Below are 20,590 nucleotides of genomic sequence, written 5' to 3'. Positions count from 1 at the left end.
TCAGCTCCAAGGCGCGTGGAAGAGCTGGGAGAAGCGCAGGCCCAGCTCCGGGCGTCGAATCATCGCCTCGCCCCAGGCGCGGCCCTCCGTGCCCCACGACGTCACGGACAGGCCATTGGCGGCGAACACTTCCAGTGCGTCGTCGCCCATGCTGAGGGCCTTGAGGATGCGCGAGTAGTCCAGCACCGAGGCCATCGTCGCGCCGGGGAAGATGACCTCCACGTCGATGGGGAGGAGTTCCACCTGGGGGTTCGCGTCGAACCGTCGCAGCTGCGTGGGACGCGGCCCCAACCGCGCCAGCGCTTCCGCCAGGCGGGCCTGGTGTGCCTCCTGCTCCGCGCGGGCCTGTGCGGCCTCGAGCGCGGCGGCCTCGACCTCGAGACGGGCGAGCTCGAGCTGACGCTCCTGGTCGCGGCGCCGCGACTCCTCCACCCGCTTGCGCAGCTCGGCCTGGCGCAGGGCCTCTGCCTCCTCGGCTCGACGCTCGAGGGCCTCGCGCATCAGCCGCACCTCGACGTGCAGGTCCTCGAGCAGGTCCCGCTGGTAGCTGGATTCGGCCTCGGGCGAGGACGCCGCGAGCACCCGCGCCTCGAAGCCGGGGAACCACGCGAGGAAGCGCTCCGCGTCGGGGACGAGGGCGTCGTGTCCCGAGCGCAGGGCCCCGGCCAGCGGCGCCGCGGCGAGGAAGACGGCGTGTGACGTGGAGCGAGGCCACGTGTCCACGCGCGCCTCGGCCGCCGCCCAGATGGAGGGAAGCCTGGCGGACAGCGTGTCCACGGGCGCGTTCTCCACGAGGAAGGACACCAGGTCGGGCAGCCTCTTCTGTGAGTCCACGCGCCACCACGTCTCGAAGATGGCGATGGCGTCCGGCTGTGCCGCGAGCTGACGCTCCCAGAGCTCCTGTCGCCAGGGCTCGAACACGGCCAGCAATTCCGCGCGCTCGACGGGGTGACGCTGGAAGCGCAGCCACACCGCGTCGATGAGCTCCTCGCGTCCGGAGATGCCGCTCCAGGAGCGCACCGCCTTGTTCAAGGGCGCCAGGATCGTCGAGCGCGCGGGGCGCTCCCACGCGGCCATCAGCAGCCGCGCGCACCGCCCCGGAACCGGGCGCTCGCGACGCAGGCGTCCGGGCAGCGACACGAGCAACTCCAGGAGCGGCGCCGCGCACGCCGCGTCCCGCGCCCAGGTGTGCACCAGGGCCAGTTCCTCCACGTCTCCGTGGACGAGGAAGTCCACGAGCGCGCGTGAGTGGAGCAACTCCGCGCGCTCGGATGAAGACGCGGAGGACAGGGCCTGGGCGGCGGCGCGATGGAAGGCTGTCGCGGACGCATCGTCCGGGGCCTCGTCGCCATCGCGCACCCACTCCAGCATCTTCAGCACACGCGCCGCGGGCAACGTCCCCAGGCGGTCATCGGCCCACTGCCGCCAGCGCTCGCGCACCTCGGGCGACAGGTGCGCGAAGGGTGTCTGGCGCGCCCACTGGGACAGCGGCTCGATGAGCCCGTCATCGAATCCAGCGGAGACCGTCAGCAGCGCGTCCACCACCTCCCACGAGGCGGGCGAGGGCCAGCGTCGCATCACCTCGCGCGCGAGCACCGCGCTGCGCGTCTCCCTCAGGACCGCGAGCAATGCAGGGGCGCCCATCGCGGCCAGCGTCCTCGCGGCCAGCGCGGCCCGGTCCTCGGCATCCGGGTCCTTCGCGGCATTGCCCTCACCGTCCGAGTTCAGCGCGCCCCTCGCCTTGTCTTCCGAGCCTTGCGCTGCGCTGGCCTTGTCGTCCGCGCCCTGGACGGCTCTGGCCTCATCGGCCGAGCCTTGCGCTGCGCTGGCCTTGTCGTCCGCGCCCTGGACGGCCCTGGCCTCATCGTCCGAGCCTTGCGCTGCTCTGGTCTCATCGTCCGAGTCCTGCGCGGCCCTGGCCTCATCGTCCAAGTCCTGCGCGGCCCTGGCCTCATCGTCCGAGCCCTGCACGGCCCTGCCCTTATCGTCCGAGCCCTGCGCGGCCCTGCCCTCACCGTCCGAGCCCCGCGCGGCCCTGGCCTCGGCGTCCGAGCGCAGCGCGGCGAGCAGCCCTCTCTCGTCCCCCAACACGAGCGCGCACTCGAAGGCGAGGTCCTTGTCCTCGGCACGCAGGCCCTCGCGCAGCGCGAGCAGCAGGTCCACCTCCGGCGCCTTGCCGGTGGCGCGCACCCAGGCCACGGCGGCGCGGGCGGCATGCTCCGGATGATTCGCGAACACGTCGCGCGCATGGCGGGCGATGAGCTCCCGCTGCGGCCGGCTCGACGGCGCGACGAACCAGACCCGCCAGCGCGTCAACGCGAGCGCGGCCTCCAGACAGGCGAGCCCGTCGGCGTACAGCGCGCCCTGCGCCGCGGAGTACAGCTCTCGCGACGGCCGCCCCCGGTTCACCGCCGCGAGCGCCGCGAGCTGTCGCACGCCCGGGTCCTCGCTCCGCTGGTAGAGCGCCTCCAGCGAGTCATCCGCCTCCGCCGCCGCGTCACGAGAGACCGGCGGCTGGCTCCAAGGAACCACGTCCGCCCAGCGGTCCTCCGCCTCCTCGACGAAGCCCCCGAGCGTCAGGAAGGGCTCGCAGCGCCGCGCGTCCTCGACGATGCGCAACACCCCCGCCCACTGCCCGGAGTACTGGGCCTCCAGCTGTCGGGCCAGCCCGGGCTCCAGCGCCTCCAGTCGCCCCGTCAGCGCGAAGCGGTCCACCCCCGCGTGCAACAGCATGCGCGCCGCGCCGTAGTGCTCGGGCGCCACCGGACCACAGGCGCAGCTCGGACACCGGACACCGGGAGGATTGAAGCGGGTGCAGCCCGGACACCGCACCCGCGCGCCGCGAACGGCGCCATTGTCCCAGAAGGGAGCCATGCCCCCTGTCTACAACGTCCCGGGACCTGTTTTCCTCCAGGCGCTCACGGCCCCGGCACAAGGCACCTGCCGTCCGGCCGGAACGGCAGCGTGAAGAGCCGCCGCACCCCCGTCGCATCCTCCGCCGAGAAGAAGACGCTCCACCCCGAGCGCCGGAAGCTCCTCGGCGACGAGCCCCGAGGCCCCGGCGCCAGCTCCGTCAGCGGCACCGTGCCCACGCGAAAGCCGTTGCTCACCCACGGCTCCTGGCCCCGCCCCCGGATGTCCGCGCTGAAGAACAGGTGGTCCTCGACCACCGTCAGCGCCTGCGGAAACGAGCCGCCCGGCCCCAGCTCCAGGTCCCCGAAGATGCGCGTGCGCGCGGCCGTGCCGTCGCTGTCCCAGAGCTCCACGCCGTGGGTGCCGTCGTCCGCGGCGAAGAAGAGCGTGTCCGCGAGCACCGCGAAGTTCCGCGGATTGGAGCCGACGTTGCCCGCGCGCACGTCCTCCACCAGCACCGTGCCCGCCGCCGTGCCGTCGCTGCGCCACAACTCCAGGTTCTCGTCCTCCATGTGCGCCGCGGCGCTGAACACCAGCCGCTCCCCCACCGCCGCCAGCTCCCCCACGCGCGCGAAGGTGCCCAGCATCACCGGCGCCCTTCCCGCCTCCGACACCATCAACCCCACCGCGCCGTGGTGCTGCTGGCTCCTGACGAAGAACAGCTTGCGGCCCACGGGCACCAACGGGAACTGGAAGCCCAGGTCACTGGGCACACGCACCACCTCGGCGGCGTTCGGCCCCACCCCCAGCCGCATCAGCCGCGTGAACAACCCCCGGGACGAGATGACGAAGTACAGCGCGCCGTCCCCACCCCGGGTGAGCTGGTCCGGCGAGGAGTCCTCCACCCCCGGCTCCAGGTCCTCCACCAGCACCGTTCCCGCCGCCGTGCCGTCGCTGCGCCACAGCTCCCGCCCATGCGCCGGGTCTCCCGCCGTGAAGTACAACAGCCCCTGGTACTCGAAGAGCGCGTTCGGGAACGAGCCCACCTCGCCGGGCCAGATGTCCTTCACCCGGGCGGTGCCCTCCGGCGTCCCATCCGAGACGAACAGCTCCCGCCCCGCCGCCGGGTCGTTCGCGGCGAAGAACACCTTCGCGCCCACCCGCGTGAACCAGGTCGGCTCCGAGCCGCCCCCCCCCGGGAACACGTCCTTCAACAGCCGCGTCCCCGCGCCCGGCGCGCCCGAGCTCACCCAGGGCTCGCGGCCGCGCTCCGCGTCCTCCGCGCTGAACACCATGCCGCCCGTGCTCGGCGCCATCGGCGGGGTGTAGGGCCTGTCCTCCACCAGCGTGACCCCCAGCGACACCGCCGTGCGCGAGCAGTACTCCCAGGACTCCAACAAGGGCGAAGCCGCCGCCTCCACCGGCTCCGGCGCTCCCGAGGCCGGGGCACACCCCACGAGCAGACCCACCCACAGCAGCCAACGGCACCTCATCGGGACATCTCCTTCGTCGACACGGATCGAGCCAGACAGAGGACCAAGCCACCTCGCGCCCTCCGCGGACAACGGTCCTCCGGTGGCACGGCTCGTCACCCAGCCGTCAGTGACTTGCGACGGGCGGACAGCTCGCGCCCGCGCGCGACGTCCCTAGGTTCTGGCCCCTCGTCCGCCCGACCCCGCCTGGAGCCCGCCAATGCGCCACCCTCCCCTGCCTCGTCGGTGCGCGGTCCTCGCCGTCCACCTGCTGGGCCTCGTGGTGCTGGGCGCCACCTCGGCCAGGGCCCAGGTGCCGTCGCTGACGGGGCGCTGGTCCAGCGTGCTGACCTGGCCCATCTCCGCCACGCACCTGTCGCTGATGCCGGACGGCAAGGTGCTCTTCTTCGGCGAGTTCGACGAGGGCGCGCTGCCACCCCGCCGCTGGGACCCGTCCACCGGGGCGCTCACCACGTATCCGTACGCGGGCTACAACATCTTCTGCAGCGGCCACAGCTTCCTGTCCAACGGCAAGCTGCTGGTGACGGGCGGCCACATCGCCAGCCACGTGGGCCTGCCCGACACCAGCGCGTTCGACTTCAACACCAACACCTGGACCCGGCTGCCGGACATGAACGCCGGGCGCTGGTACCCCACCAACACCACGCTCTCCAACGGCGACGTGGTGGTCATCTCCGGAGAAATCGCCGGAGCGGGCGACATCAACGAGATTCCCCAGCGCTTCATCGCGGGCACCAACACGTGGCGCACGCTGACGGGCGCCCGGCGCAACCTGCCCTTCTATCCGAAGATGTTCCTGGCGCCCAACGGCCAGCTCTTCTACGCGGGCTCGCTGCGCGGCTCGCTCTGGCTGAACCCCAATGGCAACGGCGCCTGGACCACCGGCCCCCTGAGCAACTTCGGCGGACGCAGCTATGGGCCCGCGGTGTTCATCGACGGCAAGGTGACGCTCTTCGGCGGAGGCGAGCCGCCCACCGCCACCGTGGAGCAGATAGACCTCACCGTGGCGGCGCCGAGCTGGCGGTACGTGGCGCCCATGAGCATCCGCCGGCGCCAGCACAACGCGGTGCTGCTGCCGGACGGCACCGTGCTCATCGTCGGCGGCAGCAGCGGCAGCGGCTTCGACGACGCGACCTCGCCCGTCCGCCACGCGGAGCTCTACAACCCCGCCACCAACACCTGGACCTCGCTGGCCAGCCAGGTGCGCTACCGCGGCTATCACTCCACCGCGGCGCTCCTGCCGGACGGGCGCGTGCTGTCGGCCGGCGGCGCGAACGAGCGCACCGCGGAGGTCTTCTCCCCGCCCTACCTCTTCAAGGGCGCGCGCCCCGTCATCACCGCCGCGCCCACCACGTCCCAGCCCGGCGCCACCTTCTCCATCACGACACCCGACGCGGCCCGCATCACCCGCGTGTCGCTCATCGCGCTCAACTCCACCACGCACACCTTCGACATGAACCAGCGGCTGCTCACCCTGGCCTTCACCCGGACCTCCGGCGCCCTCACCGTCACCGCGCCCCCCAACCGCAACCTCGCGCCGCCGGGCTACTACCAGCTCTTCATCGTGAACGACGCGGGCGTGCCCTCGTACGGCCGCAGGCTGCGCATCCCGCCCCCGTGAGCCCCGCGTCGACACCCCCTGCGGGCCCCGGCGGATTCATGGAAGGATGCCCGGGTCATGGAACGCTCCTGCCCCGTCTGCCCGCCCCCCGCGCCCCCGCTGCGCGTCATCGACCTGCGCGGTGTCCCCGTGGACACCTGCGCGCGCTGCCAGGGACACTGGCTGGACGCGGGCGAGCTGGAGCGGCTGGCGCCGGGCTGGAGGACGGAGGCGCTCCAGGCCGCGCTGCCCTCCGCGACCCGGCGCTGCCGCCACGCGCGGCACCATGTTCCGGCCACGCGCGAAGAATGTGGCCTGTGTGGCTCACCCGCCGCGCGCTGTCCGTCCTGCGACGAGACGCTGTCCCAGGTGCGCACGGAGGTCTGCGCGGTGGATGTGTGCTCGCGCTGCCACGGGCTGTGGCTGGACGCGAACGAGCTGAAGCAGCTGATGGACTGGCACCGCCGCTGGAAGCGTCCGCTGGTGGTGGGGCTGACGGCGGCGGGCACCACGGCGGCCGCGGCCGTCGCGCTCTCCCAGGTGGCGGGCGACACCCCGACCCGCACCCGGGTGACAGAAGTCCTTCAGTCCACGATGGAGCAGGCGGCCGAATCGGTGGACGTGGTGGAGCTGGCGGTGGGGGCGGTGGACCTGGCGGGCAGCGCCGCCGAGGGGGTGGGCACGGCCGTCGAAGCCGCGGTGGAGGGGGGCGAGGTCGTCTCCGCGGCCGTGGGCGGGCTGCTCGCGGTGGTGGCGGGGTTGTTCCAGTGACCCACCTGCACGGCGCGTCTGAATCCCCTATGCTCGTGACAGGCCCGTGAGACCCGCCGGATCCTGACGGGGGGAGCGCCGATGATGAACCCAGCAAGTCAGAAGAGCAGCCTGGCGGATGACCGCCGTTCGTTCCCTCGCCTCCAGGCGCCGCTCTATGCGCGCCCGGCGCGACTGAAGTTCGGGGACAAGCAGCGGGTGCTGGACGCGAGCCTCGGCGGCGTGCGCATCTACTCCGACGACGCGTACACAGAGGGCAGCAACCTGGAGGTGGACCTGTTCCTGGGAGACGGCACGACGCTGGAGTGTCGCGCGCGCGTCGCGTGGCTGCGCAAGCTGCCCAAGGACGCGGCGGCCGTCTACGAGGTGGGGCTCGCGTTCATGGACGTCACCCCGGAGGCGCTCGAGCGCCTCAAGTCGGTGCTCGTCGCCGAGGACTGAAGGCGCGCCGTCATTCGGGCGGGGTCGTCCAGTCGGCCCAGAGGGCGCGCAGCTCCTGCTCCAGTCCCGGCACCGCCACGGAGCGCAGGCTGCCGCCGCCGCGGAAGAGGGACAGGCCCTCGAAGAAGGCCATCAACAGGGCGGCTCGCCGCTCACGGCGCGCGGGCGTGAGCCCGGGGGTCAGCGGCGTGAGCAGCTCGACGAGCCCCTCGCGATAGCCCGCGTAGAAGACCCCGAGCGCCTCGGCCACCATGGTGTCCCTCGCGGCCAGGGCCCACAGCTCGGCGAAGAGCTGGAAGTGCCGGGGGGACTCCTGGTCCTCCAGGATGGCGTCCAGCGCGTGTCGCAGCCGCTGGTCGGGGTGCGTGCCCGCGCCGTCCATGCGCTCGCGGACGTGGCGGATGGCGGCCTCCAGGTAGCGCGACAGGAGCGCGCGCACCACGTCCTGCCTGGTGGGGAAGTAGTACTGGAGGTTGCCCAGGCTCAGCCCCGCGCGCTGGGCCACGCCGCGCAGGGCGAGGCCCGCGGAGCCCTCCTCCACGAGGACGTCCATGGCCGCGTCGAGGATGCGCTCCACGCGCTCGTGGCCCTTCGCGTGGACGGCGGTGCCCGCGCGGGGCTTCGCGGAGGGGAGCGTGCCGGGCGGCTTGCTCGCGCGGCGGGGGCTCACGCGGCCACCATCGACGGGACGGGGGCGGCGCCGACGAGCGACTCGTCGAGGCGCACCTGGACGCCGCACGCGCGCAGCGCCGCGAGGGCGTGCTCGGCGCGGGGCTCGTGCTCGGGGAACCACACGCCGGGGGCGTGCGGCGGCGCGCCGTCGACGCCGAGCAGCCGCTCCACGCCGAGCAGCGCGCCCACGGCCGTCAGGTGGGCCTGGCCCTTGGGGTCGACCACCTCGACCCGGACGCGGCCGCGTTCGCCCACCACGTCCGCGACCCAGGCCGCGTCACCGCCCTTGTTGCTGGTGGCGAGCAGCGCGCGGCGCAGGCGCGTCAGGCGGGGATGCTGAAGCAGCTTGAGCACGCCGAGCCGCTGGAGGACCACCAGGGCCCAGGTGGCGGAGTCCGCGTCGAAGCCCATCCGCGTCGCCACGCCGCGCGCGCCCAGCACCGCGGGCAGCGTGGCCTGCTCGGGCGTGTCCAGGCGGAACACCCGCGTGCTCTTCCCGTCGGAGAAGGTCACCTTCCGTCCATCCGTCAGCGGCAGCACGTGGCGCTCCTGGCCGTCCTCCTTCACCTCGAAGGACAGGGCCAGCCGGTCCATGTACTCGAGGGAGTCCGGTCCCGCCACGTCGGCGAGCGCGAAGCGGATGCCCACGTCCACCTGGGCCAGCGCCCCCACGCGCGCGGCGGCCACGGCGACCAGGCGAGGCACCAGCCCCGCCATCCACGAGGAGCCCAGCAGCACGGGCGCGCGAGGGGGCGTGCCCGACAGGCGCAACATCGCGGAGCGCATGCGCGAGGTCCATCGGGTGATGTCCAACAGCGGCACCCCGGCGCGCGCGGCCCAGACGAGGAGGTGGTCCTCGGGGTCGTTCACCAGGGTGACGACGGCGGCGGGCCTGCCCTTCAGCACGGCCAGCGGGTCCCTGGCGCGGATGTCCATCGCCACGCCCTGGGCCAGCCCGAGCTGGGAGGCGAGCGCGGCGGCCTGCTCCTGCCGGCGTCCGGCGATGACCAGCGGCAGCTTCGGGTGCCGCTCCCTCAAGAGCCGGGCGAGCCGGACTCCCACCACGCCATAGCCACCCACCAGGACGACGCTTCCCTCGGACTCCATGAAGACTCCCGTGCACGGACACGGACCGTCCGTGCCTCACGGGAGGACAATATAGGTCGTTCGACCTAATTTTCACGACAATCGCCCGGGAGCCGGAGGTGGACGGGGCGAAGGTGTTCCGGACAGGGGGATGGCCCATCGCCATCATCGTCTCGGAGGAGAGCAAAGCAGCCTTGGAGCGCATCGGGGCGACCGGAACGAAGGACACGACGCACCTCTCCCCCCGGCCTCGACAAGGAAGCCAGCAGCCCGGTACCTGGAGATGACCGCGAGGGGGCGGCTCAGCAGACCTTCGTCACGATGCCGACGCCCACGGTGCGACCGCCCTCGCGCACCTCGAAGCGCAGCGTCTCCTCCAGCGCGACGGGGTCGGTGAGCTCCACCAGCAGCAGGAGGCTGTCGCCCGGCTTCCCCAGCCGCTCCCCCTCCAAGAGCTTCACCGCCCCCATCATGTCCGTCCCATGGAGGCAGAACCGCAGGCGGTCATCGTCGAGCAGCACGCCGTGTCGCCCCCCATCGGCCCGGGGCAGCAGGTAGACCCGCGCGATGAACCGGTGGTGCGCGCGGATGCTGCCGGGCCTGGCCAGCACCTGCCCACGCTTCAGGCTCCAGCTCTCCAGGCCGCGGACCCGCACGTCGACCTTGTCGCCCACCCGGCCTTCACGCAGTGGCTCGTGGAACCGCCCGATGCTCGTCACCACCGTCTTCAGCGTCGGCCCCAGGCCCACCACCTCCACCTCTTCGTGGAGCTGGAGCGTGCCGCGCTCCACCCGCCCTCCCACCACCGCGCCGCGACCGATGATGAAGCGCACCCCCTGCACCGGCATCAGGAACGGCTCGCGCGTCGCGCACCTGGGCGGGGTGATGGAGCGGTCCACCACCTCCAGCAGTCGCTGGATGGCCGGCTCCCCCCACGCCCCCGTGTCGCCCGCCAGCGCCCTCTGCGCCGAGCCGATGACGATGGGCGTCTCATCGCCCGGGAAGTCATACGACTTCAGCAGCGTCCGGACATCCTGCTCCACCAGCTCGCGGATCTCCGGGTCGTCCATCAGGCGCCACTTGTTCAGGAAGACCACGATGGACTTGATGCCGACCTCGCGCGCCAGGCGGATGTACTCGCGCGTCTGGGGCATGGGGCCCTCGTCCGCCGACACGACCAGGATGGCCCCATCCATCGGCGTCGCCCCCGTCAGCAGCCCCTTCACGCAGTCCACATGCGACGGAGGGTCCACGTGCGAGTAGCGCCGATTCGACGTCTGACATTCCATGTGCATCATCGAGAGGGAGATTCCCCGGGCCCGCGTCTGTCTGGCCGTGCCCCACCCCGTCGGCGACCAGACCGGGGCATCACCCGACTTCGCCAGCAGCTTCGTGATGGCCGCCGCCAGGGTCGTCTTGCCGTGGCCCTGGTGGCCCAGCACGCCGATGTTCACTCGGGGCTTGAGAGATTCGAGCTCCGCCTGCACACGCATGACATTCCTCACCGTGACCGGTCCGCCGATGCGCCGGCCCGCGATAAATCCCAGGGAAATCACTGGGAGACACAGGTTGTCTGTCAATTCAGGAGAACTGCATCAACCGGAACGAACGAGGCGTCCGCCATCCCGCAGACTGGACCGACCCTGGGCTTCCCTGCCTGCCGTTTCGCTGCAACACCAGACATCGTGTCTGGGTATCACCCGCATGAGCTCCCCGAGCCCCGGCCCCCGTGTCGCCACGGGAGCCCCGCAGAGAGGTGATGCGGCGGGGGGCTCGGGAGAATGCCTGTCCAAGGGGAGCAACGTCGCGCGACGCCCCTGGAGGTCTGACGCGAGGTGGCCCCTTTCCCTCCGGCGCCAACTGGTCCAGGCTCCAGCCACGTGAGCCAGGTCCCCTCCTCCGAGACACCCCGACGCGCGGGCTTCGCCCGGCTCGCCTTCGAGCGCGCGGGGGGGCGCACCGTGGTGAGCACCGCGCTGGCGCACAGCCCGCTGCGACTGCTCACCCCGCGCAACCACGGCCACGCCGCGTGGGCGTACACCAGCTCGTTCGGCGGCGGGCTGGTGGACGGAGACTCGCTCCGCCTCGACCTCGACGTGGCCCCCGGCGCCACCGCGTGGCTGTCCTCCCAGGGCGCCAACCGCGTCTACCGCTCCCCCTCCGGCTGCACGAGCGACGTGTCCGCCCGCGTGGGCGACGACGCCCTGCTCGCGTGGGTGCCGGACCCCACCGCGTGCTTCTCCGGCGCGCGCTACGCCCAGACACTCGCCTTCCGGCTCGCGCCCACCGCGTCGCTCGTCCTCGCCGACATCGTCACCTCCGGCCGCAGCGCCAGCGGCGAGCGCTGGGCCTTCTCCCACTACGCCTCCACCCTGCGCGTCCACGTGGGCGAGCGCGCCCTCGTCGACGAGCGCTGGCTCTTGGACCCCACCCACGGCCCCCTGCGCGAGCGGCTCGGCCGCTTCGAGGCCATGGCCTCCCTCCTCCTCGTCGGCCCCGCCCTGGCCACCGCCCGCGAGGCCCTGCTCGCCCGCGTCACCGCGCTGCCCGTCACCCCACGCGCCGACCTCGTCCCCTCCGCCAGCCCCCTGGGCCCCCACGGCCTGCTCCTGCGCGCCGCCGCCGTCTCCGTCGAGTCCCTGGTGCGCACCACCCACGACTGGCTGTCCTTCCTCCCCGCCCTCCTCGGGGACGACCCCTGGGCCCGCCGCGTGTGAGCCCCCTCCTGGCGGCGCACCCCGGCCCTGCACTAGTGTTGACGCATCAAGTCATGGCGCCGTCGAACCCCGGGAGTCGCGCGCGTGCACCTGTCCCCTCGAGACGTCGACAAGCTGTTGCTGCATCAGGCGGGCTTCCTGGCCCAGAAGCGGCTCGCCCGAGGCGTCCGGCTGAGCTACCCGGAGGCCGTCGCGCTCATCGCCACGCAGTTGCTGGAGTTCATCCGTGACGGCAGGAGCGTGGCGGAGCTGATGGACCTGGGGCGCAAGCTGCTGGGGCGCGCGCAGGTGATGCGGGGGGTGCCGGAGATGCTCGCGGAGGTGCAGGTGGAGGGCACCTTCCCGGACGGCTCCAAGCTGGTGACGGTGCACCACCCCATCGTCGCCGAGCACGGCGACCTGGAGCTCGCGCTGTACGGCAGCTTCCTGCCGGTGCCCCCACGGGAGCGCTTCACGGCCTCCACCGCGGCGGACGACGGCATCCCCGGCGAGGTGCGCGTGCTGCCCGGCGAGGTGGAGCTCAACGCGGGCCGCGACAGCGTCTTTCTCCGCGTCACGCACCGGGGAGACCGCCCCATCCAGGTGGGCAGCCACTACCCCTTCTTCGAGACGAACCGCGCGCTCGTGTTCGACCGGGAGAAGGCCTACGGCCACCGCCTGGACATCCCCGCGGGGACGGCGGTGCGGTTCGAGCCGGGGGAGACGAAGACGGTGAGCCTGGTCGCCATCGCGGGCGAGCAGGTGGTGCGGGGCGGCAACGCGCTGGGCAGCGGCAAGGTGTCCGCCGAGAACCGTGAGCGCGCGATGGCGCAGGTCCGCGAGCAGGGCTTCGGCCACGAGGAGGAGCGCGAATGAGCCGGAAGATGGACCGTCGCCACTACGCGGACATGTTCGGCCCCACCACCGGGGACAAGGTGCGGCTGGGCGACACGGGCCTGTGGGCCCAGGTGGAGCGCGACGCCACCGTCTACGGCGACGAGTGCAAGTTCGGCGGCGGCAAGGTGCTGCGCGAGGGCATGGGCCAGCGCGCGGGCGTGGGCGACGCGGACGCGCTGGACCTGGTCATCACCAACGCGCTCATCCTCGACTGGACGGGCATCTACAAGGCGGACATCGGCGTCAAGGCGGGCCGCATCGTCGGCATCGGCAAGGCGGGCAACCCGGACATCATGGCCGGCGTGACGCCCGGCATGGTGGTGGGCGTGACGACGGAGGCCCTCTCCGCGGAGGGACACGTCGTCACCGCGGGCGGCCTGGACACGCACATCCACTTCATCTGCCCGCAGCAGGCGGACGAGGCGCTCGCCAGCGGCATCACCACCTGGGTGGGCGGCGGCACCGGCCCCGCCACCGGCACCAAGGCCACCACGTGCACGCCGGGCGCGTGGAACCTGCAGCGGATGCTCCAGGCCACCGACACGCTGCCGCTCAACATCGGCCTGACCGGCAAGGGCAACACGTCCCTGCCCCACGGCCTGGTGGACCAGATTCGCGCGGGCGCCATCGGCCTGAAGCTGCACGAGGACTGGGGCACCACGCCCGCCGCCATCGACACCTGCCTCACCGTGGCCGAGGACGAGGACGTGCAGGTCACCATCCACACCGACACGCTCAACGAGTCGGGCTACGTGGATGACTCGCTCGCGGCCATCAAGGGCCGCACCATCCACACGTACCACTCGGAGGGCGCGGGCGGCGGCCACGCGCCGGACATCATCCGCGTGTGCGGCGTGGACCACGTGCTGCCCTCGTCCACCAACCCCACGCGCCCGTACACGGTGAACACGCTGGACGAGCACCTGGACATGCTCATGGTCTGCCACCACCTGGACCCGGGCATCCCCGAGGACGTCGCCTTCGCGGAGAGCCGCATCCGGGGCGAGACCATCGCCGCGGAGGACATCCTCCACGACCTGGGCGCCATCAGCATCATGTCCTCGGACAGCCAGGCCATGGGGCGGGTGGGCGAGGTCATCTGTCGCACGTGGCAGACGGCGCACAAGATGCGCGAGCAGCGCGGGCGGCTGTCCGGCGAGCAGGGTGACAACGACAACCTGCGCATCCGCCGCTACGTGGCCAAGTACACCATCAACCCGGCCATCGCCCAAGGGCTGTCGCACGAGGTGGGCTCGGTGGAGGTGGGGAAGCTGGCGGACCTGGTGCTGTGGCGCCCGGCCTTCTTCGGCATCCGTCCGGAGCTGGTGCTCAAGGGCGGCTTCATCGCCTGGGGACAGATGGGGGACGCCAACGCGTCCATCCCCACGCCGCAGCCGTTCATGATGCGGCCCATGTTCGGCGCCAGGGGCCGGGCGCTCGGGGCCACCAGCCTCGTGTTCGTCTCACCGCGCGCGCTGGCCGAGGGCACCACGCGCGAGCTGGGTCTGGGCAAGCGCGCCGTCGCGGTGAAGCGGTGCCGGGGACTGGGCAAGCGCGACATGCGGCTCAACGACGCCCTGCCCGTCATCACCGTGGACCCGGAGACCTACGAGGTGCGCGCGGACGGGGAGCTGCTCCGCTGCGAGGCCGCCGTCCGACTGCCGCTGGCGCAGCGCTACTCGCTGTTCTGAAAGGACGGGGACTTCCGCGCATGGGCTCGTCCTGGAAGGTGCTCCAGCTGGCGGACTCGGGCTTTCCCACGGGGGGCTTCGCCCACTCGGGAGGGCTGGAGGCGGCGGTGCAGGCCGGCGAGGTGCGCGGCGCGCCGGAGCTTCGCCGCTTCACGCGGGAGCTGTTGTGGCAGGCGGGGCATGGCGCCCTGCCGCTGTTGAGCGCGGCGCACCGCGAGCCCTCGCGACTGCCGGAGCTGGACGCGCGGGCGGACGCGTTCCTCACCAGCCATGTCGCGCACCGGGCCAGCCGCACGCAGGGCCGGGCCTTCCTCGACACGTGCGCGCGCATCTTCCCCGGGCCGGTGGGGCCGCTGCGCGAGTCGGCGCGGGCCGCGGGGATTGGCTTCCACCACGCGCCGGTGTTCGGGGCGGTGGTCCGCGCGCTGGAGGTGGAGCTGTCGGAGGCGCAGCGGCTGCACCTGTCGCTCACGCTGCGCGGCGCGCTGTCGGCGGCGGTGCGGCTGGGCATCGTCGGCACGCACGAGTCGCACCAGCTCCAGCACCAGGCAACGCCGCTGTTGGACGCGGTGCTGGAGCGCTGCGCGGGGCTGGGGTTGGAGGCGCTCGCGCAGCCCTCGCCATTGTTGGACTTGTTGGGTTCCACGCACGACCGCCTCTATTCGAGGCTCTTCCTGTCCTGAGGTGAAGCGCACATGCACGACGACCACAGGGGCCACGGCCACGACGATGAGCACGACCACACGCATGAGGAGTGGGAGCATCCGGGCCACTTCCACGAGCGCGAGGAGCCGAAGCGGCGTGATTACCAGGCGCGCGCCTTCACCATCGGCATCGGCGGGCCGGTGGGCAGCGGGAAGACGGCGCTGGTGCTGGCGCTGTGCCGCGCGCTGCGTGAGCGCCACCGGCTGGGCGTGGTGACCAACGACATCTTCACCCAGGAGGACGCGGAGTTCCTGGTGCGAAACCACGCGCTCTCACCCGAGCGCATCAAGGCGGTGGAGACGGGAGGCTGCCCGCACGCGGCCATCCGCGAGGACATCAGCCACAACCTGCTGGCGCTCGAGCAGCTCATGGAGGAGCTGACGCCGGAGCTGCTCATCGTGGAGAGCGGCGGCGACAACCTGGCGGCGCAGTACAGCCGGGAGCTGGCGGACTACACCGTGTACGTCATCGACGTGGCGGGCGGGGACAAGGTGCCGCGCAAGGGAGGCCCGGGCATCACCCAGTCCGACTTGCTCATCATCAACAAGACGGACCTGGCGCCCCACGTGGGCGCGGACCTGGGCGTCATGGAGCGCGACGCGAAGAAGATGCGCGGCGACGGCCCCTTCGTCTTCACCCAGGTCACCCAGGGCGTGGGCCTGGACGTCGTCGTCGAGCACCTGCTCACCGCGTGGAAGCAGCGCACCGGGGCCCGGACGGGCTGAGGCCGCGAGGTGCTACGCTCCGCTCCACATGTCCGCGACTCCCACGGGCTACTGGGGCCCGAGCACCTCGACCGTGGATTGGTGCGAGACGAACTACCAGCACTTCTTCCACATCGGCGAGCTGTTCAACTCGGCCTCCAGCCTGGTGCTGGTCCTCGTCGGCGTGCTGGGCGTCGTGCTCCACTGGCGCGTGCTGGAGCGCCGGTTCCTGCTCGCCTTCGGACTGCTCGCGCTGGTGGGCGTGGGCAGCACCGCGTTCCACACGACGCTGCGCCGCGAGCACCAGATGCTGGACGAGCTGCCGATGCTCTATCTGGCCATCGTCATCGTCTACATCCTGCTGGAGGACCGACCCCAGCGGCGCTTCGGGCGCTGGTTCCCGTGGCTGTTGTTCGGTCACGCGGTGTTGGTGACGTACCTGACGGCCTTCACGCGCGGCGCGCTCCAGTTCTTCCTCTTCCAGGTGAGCTTCGCGTCGCTGGAGTTCTTCGCGCTCGGCCGCACCTACGTCCTCCAGCGGCGCAGCCCGGATGCGAGCACGAAGCGGCTGTTCCAGCTCGGCATCGCGTCCTATGCGCTCGCCATCGTGCTGTGGGTCAGCGACATCCAGTTCTGCCCCACGCTCAACGAGACGCTCCCCGCGCACGGCATCCCCAACCCCCAGTTCCATGCGTGGTGGCACGTGCTGGTGGCCTTCGGGTTCAACGCGCTCCTCCTGGTCATCGCGAAGGAGCGACTGCGGACGCTGGAGAAGGACTCACGTCTCGGCAGGCTGCTGGGCGTGGTCCCGCGCGTGAAACTGACGCCGCCCGGAACGTGAGGCGTCAGCTCAGGCCCAGCTTGCACTCGGGGAGCGCGAGCCGGAGCTGCTCGAGCTCCTGGGGCGGCAGCGTCGTCGAGTAGAGGTCCAGCGTCCTGAGCCACGGCATCCGGAAGAGGACCGGGGGCACCGTCGTCAGGGGCGTGGACTGGAGGTCGAGGAAGGTCAGGCGACGCAGCCGCTCCAGCGAGTCGGGCAAGGTCGTCACGCCGGTCTGCCGCAGGTTGAGCGACTCGAGTGACTCGAGGTTCCCCAGCTCCGGCGGCAGCTGCGCCAACGCGGGGTTGAAGGACAGGTCCAGCTTCTTGAGCTTCGTGAGTCGCCCCAGCTCCGGTGGGACCTGCTGGATGCCCGTGGTGCGCACCCAGAGGGACTCCAGCTCGGTGAACTCGCCGATGACCGGCGGCAGCTCCCCCAGCTTGCGGCCGTTGAACAGCAGCTCCTTGGAGTCGCGCGGGAACCTGTCGAACAGGACGAAGGCGCCCTTGGCCTTGGACGCGGCCGCCCTCGGGAGGGAGGCCTGCGCGAGGTCCGGCGGCTCCTGGGAGGTGGCGCCCTCCTCCGCGCCCTGGAGTGACTCGGCCATCGAGCCCAGCTCCTCCGCGAGCCAGGCGGAGAACGGCCCCAGTTCGTCCACGGGGAGGCTCTCCTCCACGCTCCAGACGACCAGCCCGTCGCCCTGGGTGCCCTGGCCGAAGGCGAAGCCGTTGACGTCCTCCAGGTCGCGCGCGGCGAACATCACGAACGCGTACGTGTGCGTCCCCGCTTCGCGCTCGGCGCGGACCTCGTCCCAGCTCCGGTCGGGCACACCGGTCTGCTGGGACAGGCTCACCCGCCAGCGCGGCGGCAGGAAGCCCAGCGTGGACTCGGAGGTCGACAACCAGCGGTAGCCGAGCGCCTCGATGAACCCGACGTACTCGGCGGGCAGCAGCGGCGCGACGTCGGGCACGGCCGAGAACGGCACGACGCGCGGCTCCAGGTCCTCCTGGTAGCGCCCGGTGGAGCCCTTCCCCAGCACCTGGGTGGCCTGCTTCTCCACCTTCTTCCACTGCGTCGTCGGCGACACGGACTTCTTCGGCATGTCTTGCTCCCTACCCGCATCCGAATCCGTGGGGGAAGCGCGAATTCATCCCGGAGCCCGGCGCGCGACGCAGGTGCGCCCGACCTCCCTGTATTCCAGGCCGGTCCACGCCTCCTCGAAAACATCTGCTCCCACTTCAATCCCACCCACCGCGTTTGCAGCGCCAACGGCAGCCATGTTAGGAATTGAGCCCATCCCCGCAATGGCATTCCAGGAGGTTCTCGTGACCCGGAACGTGAAGCGATTGCTGGCTTTCGCCCTGCCGCTGTCCCTTGCCCCGACCAGCGGTCTCGCCGAGCCATCCTGGACAGAGACCTTCGTGCTGCCTTCGCGCCCCTCGACTCCCGGTGCCATGCCCCTGCTGTGCATGGCGTGGCAGGAGTACTACGTCCTGAACCTCACCGGCGTCACGGTCTCGTCATCCGGGACCCTGACCCCTCCCTTCCCGAACTCCGTCGCCGCCGGCGGTTTCGCTTCGGCGGGAGTGGTCACCAACCTTCCGGGAACCCACCAGTACCTCTTCACGACCGATCTCATGAACGCGTTTACCGACGCGAAGACGTGCATCTGGCAATTCTCTGTCACCCGCGACAGCAACGGAGTCTTTTCCGGCGTCATCAACCAGGCCTCCGCCGGCAATCAGGGGGTCCTCTGCACCATCGACCCGACGCAATCCTATTTCGACCCCTCCACCTGCCGGAGCCAGGTCGTCACCTACATCCAATGAGATGCAACGCCTGACACACCACGCTCAAAACTTTCCTTCCAGCGTCGAGGTGGCGACCGACCCGGTCAGGGTCCATTTGAACTGACTGGGATAAGGGTCCAGGATTCGCCGCGCCCGAGCGGAGAGCGATTCCCGCGCCGTCGGGCGCTCCCATGAAACGAATTGCGCTCCTCCCTGCCCTGCTCACGCTCCTCGCCTGCGCGGCTTGCGGTCCCCCGACCGTGGAGTCACCGCCTCCCGCCACGGATACCCAGACCTCCGCGCTGGCGGCGCCGCAATGGCTTCCGACCACCTCGGCGCTCCAAGCGCGGAGCAACGCCACCGCCACGCGGCTGGCCACCGGGCAGGTGCTCGTCGTCGGAGGCAGCGTCTCCGGCGCCGTGACGACCACCGCGGAGCTGTACAACCCGGCCAACGCCTCGTGGACGTCCACGGGCTCGATGACGGGCGCTCGCAGCGAGCACACCGCCACCCTGCTGGACAATGGCCGCGTGCTGGTGGCGAACGGCTACGGCGGCGGGGGCGCGGGCGTCGTGCTCAACACCGCGGAGATCTACTGGCCGACGACGGGGACCTGGACCGCCGCGGCCGCTTCTCCCTCGACGCGCACGGTGGGGCAGGCCGCGAAGCTCACCACGGGCAAGGTGCTCATCACCGGTGGCTACTCGGGCGCCATCGGAATCCTCTCCAGCGCGGACCTCTATGACCCGTTCACCAACAGCTGGACGGCCACGAGCATGAACGGAGGTCGCTACCGGCACACGCTGACCGCGCTGCCCGGCGGCAAGGCGCTCGTCGCGGGTGGCAGCGGCCGGCTGAGCACGCTGAGCACCGCGGAGCTGTTCGACTCCGCGACGAACAGCTTCACCCATGCCGCCCCGATGAGCCGGGCGCGCCACAGCCACACCGCCACGATGCTACCCTCCGGCAAGGTGCTCATCGCCGGTGGCAGCGGCACCAACACGGCGGAGCTGTACGACCCGGCCACCAACACCTGGACGCCCACCGGCTCCATGTCCCGCGCCCGCTCCAGTCACCATGCCGCGCTGCTGCCGTCCGGCAAGGTGCTCGTCTTCGACAGCAGCGGCACCAGCGAGCTGTACAACCCCGCCACGGGCACCTGGAGCATCACCGCGCCCCTGCTCTCCAGCCGCACCGGCGGCGTGTCCGCGCTGCTGCGCTCCGGGCAGGTGCTGCTCTCCAGCGGCGCCATCGGCGCCACGCCCACGGCGTCCTCGGAGCTGTATGAGCCGGGACAGCAGTCGTGGAGCGCCACCGGCTCGCTGTGGGTGGGACGCTGCCAGCACACCGCCACGGAGCTGCCCTCGGGGGCGGTGCTCGTGGCGGGCGGCTCGAGCTCCGGCACCCCGCTCGCGAGCGTGGAGTCGTATGACCCGGCCACCAGGACCTGGACGTCGCTGGGCTCGATGACGCAGGCGCGCAGCGGACACGTGGCCGTGCGGCTGCCGTGGGGACAGGTGCTGGTCATCGGCGGCAATGCGTCCACCACGCAGACCACGACGGAGCTGTATGACCCGGACACCCACACGTGGACGGCGCGTGGCAGCCTGAACAACGCGCGCGAGGGCTTCACCGCCACGGTGCTGCCCACCGGGAAGGTGGTCGTGGCCGGTGGACGAATCAACACCATCAACTACCTGACCAGCGCGGAGGTCTACGACCCGGCCACGGGCACCTGGTCGGTCACGGGCAGCCTCAACTTCGGCCGCGCGGACCACAGCGCCGTGCTGCTCCCGGATGGCAAGGTGATGGCGGCGAGCGGCACGTACTTCGCCAACTCCATGACGACGCAGACGCCGACGGTGGAGCTCTATGACCCGACCACGGGGGCGTGGACGTACACCACCAACATCGCCTGGGCCGGGAGGAGCGACTTCACGCTGGACGTGCTGGGCTCCGGGCTGGCGCTCGCCGCGGGCGGACGCACGGGCAACTCGCTCAACTTCGGCGCGTTCTCCGTGAAGGTGGCGGATGTGTACTCGCACACCACGGGCACGTGGACTCCGGTGGGGAGCCTCGCCACCACGCGCCACGAGCACTCGAGCGCCCTGCTCGCGTCGGGCGCGCTCATGGCGGCGGGAGGCCTGTCGCGCGTGGGGGGCGGACAGCCCGTCACCACCACGCTGGCCAGCGCGGAGCTGTTCGACCCGGCGACGAACACCTGGAAGGAGACGGCGGGCATGCGCGTCGCCCGCGCGGGCTTCACGCTGACGCCGCTGTACACCCAGGAGGTGCTCGCGGTGGGCTGCGGGCCCGCCGGTGAGCCCTCGGCGGAGCTGTACACGCCGTAGCGGCGTGTCACGGGGCGACG

Annotated in this window: 17 protein-coding genes; 11 read left to right on the top strand and 6 right to left on the bottom strand. The window is 71.7% G+C overall.

The features are described from left to right. Nucleotides 1-2,874 (bottom strand): hypothetical protein, encoded by a 2,874-nt coding sequence (locus AC6JA9_RS04700; RefSeq protein WP_497959156.1) that lies wholly within the window; start codon nucleotides 2,872-2,874, stop codon nucleotides 1-3. 44 nt (nucleotides 2,875-2,918) lie between these two features. Further along, nucleotides 2,919-4,346, bottom strand: a complete 1,428-nt coding sequence (locus tag AC6JA9_RS04695; RefSeq protein ID WP_483576976.1) for an ELWxxDGT repeat protein — start codon at nucleotides 4,344-4,346, stop codon at nucleotides 2,919-2,921. A gap of 199 nt (nucleotides 4,347-4,545) precedes the next feature. Between AC6JA9_RS04695 and AC6JA9_RS04690 the strand changes: the two genes are divergently transcribed. The 3 genes from AC6JA9_RS04690 (at nucleotide 4,546) to AC6JA9_RS04680 (ending at nucleotide 7,158) form a co-directional block, all read left to right on the top strand. Beyond that, nucleotides 4,546-5,967, top strand: coding sequence for a galactose oxidase-like domain-containing protein (locus AC6JA9_RS04690; protein WP_223782470.1), 1,422 nt, complete (start codon nucleotides 4,546-4,548; stop codon nucleotides 5,965-5,967). Between the two features lie 57 nt (nucleotides 5,968-6,024). Next, a complete protein-coding gene (locus tag AC6JA9_RS04685; RefSeq protein ID WP_255652663.1) occupies nucleotides 6,025-6,717 on the top strand; it encodes a TFIIB-type zinc ribbon-containing protein in 693 nt (230 codons plus the stop codon). 81 nt (nucleotides 6,718-6,798) lie between these two features. After that, nucleotides 6,799-7,158, top strand: coding sequence for a PilZ domain-containing protein (locus AC6JA9_RS04680; protein ID WP_046710982.1), 360 nt, complete (start codon nucleotides 6,799-6,801; stop codon nucleotides 7,156-7,158). A 10-nt stretch (nucleotides 7,159-7,168) separates the two neighbouring features. Here AC6JA9_RS04680 and AC6JA9_RS04675 read toward each other — a convergent pair whose 3' ends face one another. From AC6JA9_RS04675 to AC6JA9_RS04665, 3 genes are all read right to left on the bottom strand, one after another. Then, nucleotides 7,169-7,828 carry a TetR/AcrR family transcriptional regulator gene (locus AC6JA9_RS04675; RefSeq protein ID WP_223745911.1) on the bottom strand — a complete coding sequence of 220 codons (660 nt, stop codon included), beginning with the start codon at nucleotides 7,826-7,828 and terminating at the stop codon, nucleotides 7,169-7,171. Next, nucleotides 7,825-8,937: a saccharopine dehydrogenase family protein gene (locus AC6JA9_RS04670; RefSeq protein ID WP_223745910.1), complete on the bottom strand. Its 1,113-nt coding sequence runs from the start codon at nucleotides 8,935-8,937 to the stop codon at nucleotides 7,825-7,827. Before AC6JA9_RS04670 ends, AC6JA9_RS04675 begins: the two co-directional genes overlap by 4 nt. A gap of 281 nt (nucleotides 8,938-9,218) precedes the next feature. After that, a complete protein-coding gene (locus AC6JA9_RS04665; RefSeq protein ID WP_497959155.1) occupies nucleotides 9,219-10,409 on the bottom strand; it encodes a GTP-binding protein in 1,191 nt (396 codons plus the stop codon). A 387-nt stretch (nucleotides 10,410-10,796) separates the two neighbouring features. Between AC6JA9_RS04665 and AC6JA9_RS04660 the strand changes: the two genes are divergently transcribed. From AC6JA9_RS04660 to AC6JA9_RS04635, 6 genes are all read left to right on the top strand, one after another. Then, entirely contained in the window at nucleotides 10,797-11,633 is an 837-nt protein-coding gene (locus tag AC6JA9_RS04660) for an urease accessory protein UreD (RefSeq protein ID WP_324289123.1), read from the top strand. A gap of 84 nt (nucleotides 11,634-11,717) precedes the next feature. Further along, the gene (gene ureA, locus AC6JA9_RS04655) at nucleotides 11,718-12,488 is read left to right on the top strand and encodes an urease subunit gamma (protein ID WP_223745908.1); all 771 of its coding nucleotides are present in this window, start codon (nucleotides 11,718-11,720) and stop codon (nucleotides 12,486-12,488) included. Further along, complete coding sequence (gene ureC / locus AC6JA9_RS04650; RefSeq protein ID WP_497959154.1) at nucleotides 12,485-14,200, top strand: urease subunit alpha; 1,716 nt, start codon at nucleotides 12,485-12,487, stop codon at nucleotides 14,198-14,200. The genes ureA and ureC overlap by 4 nt, the downstream gene beginning before the upstream one ends. Before the next feature lie 20 nt (nucleotides 14,201-14,220). Next, complete coding sequence (locus AC6JA9_RS04645) at nucleotides 14,221-14,883, top strand: urease accessory protein UreF (RefSeq protein ID WP_223782466.1); 663 nt, start codon at nucleotides 14,221-14,223, stop codon at nucleotides 14,881-14,883. A 12-nt stretch (nucleotides 14,884-14,895) separates the two neighbouring features. Then, a complete protein-coding gene (ureG, locus tag AC6JA9_RS04640) occupies nucleotides 14,896-15,630 on the top strand; it encodes an urease accessory protein UreG (protein ID WP_223745905.1) in 735 nt (244 codons plus the stop codon). Between the two features lie 28 nt (nucleotides 15,631-15,658). Continuing rightward, a complete protein-coding gene (locus tag AC6JA9_RS04635; RefSeq protein WP_497959153.1) occupies nucleotides 15,659-16,450 on the top strand; it encodes a ceramidase in 792 nt (263 codons plus the stop codon). A gap of 4 nt (nucleotides 16,451-16,454) precedes the next feature. On the opposite strand, the gene AC6JA9_RS04630 is transcribed toward AC6JA9_RS04635, so the two are convergent. Next, nucleotides 16,455-17,531 carry a leucine-rich repeat domain-containing protein gene (locus AC6JA9_RS04630; protein ID WP_497959152.1) on the bottom strand — a complete coding sequence of 359 codons (1,077 nt, stop codon included), beginning with the start codon at nucleotides 17,529-17,531 and terminating at the stop codon, nucleotides 16,455-16,457. A 223-nt stretch (nucleotides 17,532-17,754) separates the two neighbouring features. On the opposite strand from AC6JA9_RS04630, the gene AC6JA9_RS04625 reads away from it, so the two are divergent. Together AC6JA9_RS04625 and AC6JA9_RS04620 are read left to right on the top strand one after the other, a co-directional pair. Then, complete coding sequence (locus AC6JA9_RS04625) at nucleotides 17,755-18,258, top strand: hypothetical protein (protein WP_497959151.1); 504 nt, start codon at nucleotides 17,755-17,757, stop codon at nucleotides 18,256-18,258. A 152-nt stretch (nucleotides 18,259-18,410) separates the two neighbouring features. Further along, nucleotides 18,411-20,570, top strand: a complete 2,160-nt coding sequence (locus tag AC6JA9_RS04620) for a Kelch repeat-containing protein (protein ID WP_497959150.1) — start codon at nucleotides 18,411-18,413, stop codon at nucleotides 20,568-20,570. Nucleotides 20,571-20,590: the final 20 nt, after the last annotated feature.

It is taken from the genome of Myxococcus sp. MH1, assembly GCF_059738865.1.
Note: the sequence above shows the minus strand (reverse complement) of the source record. Positions and strands in the feature narration are given on the sequence as shown.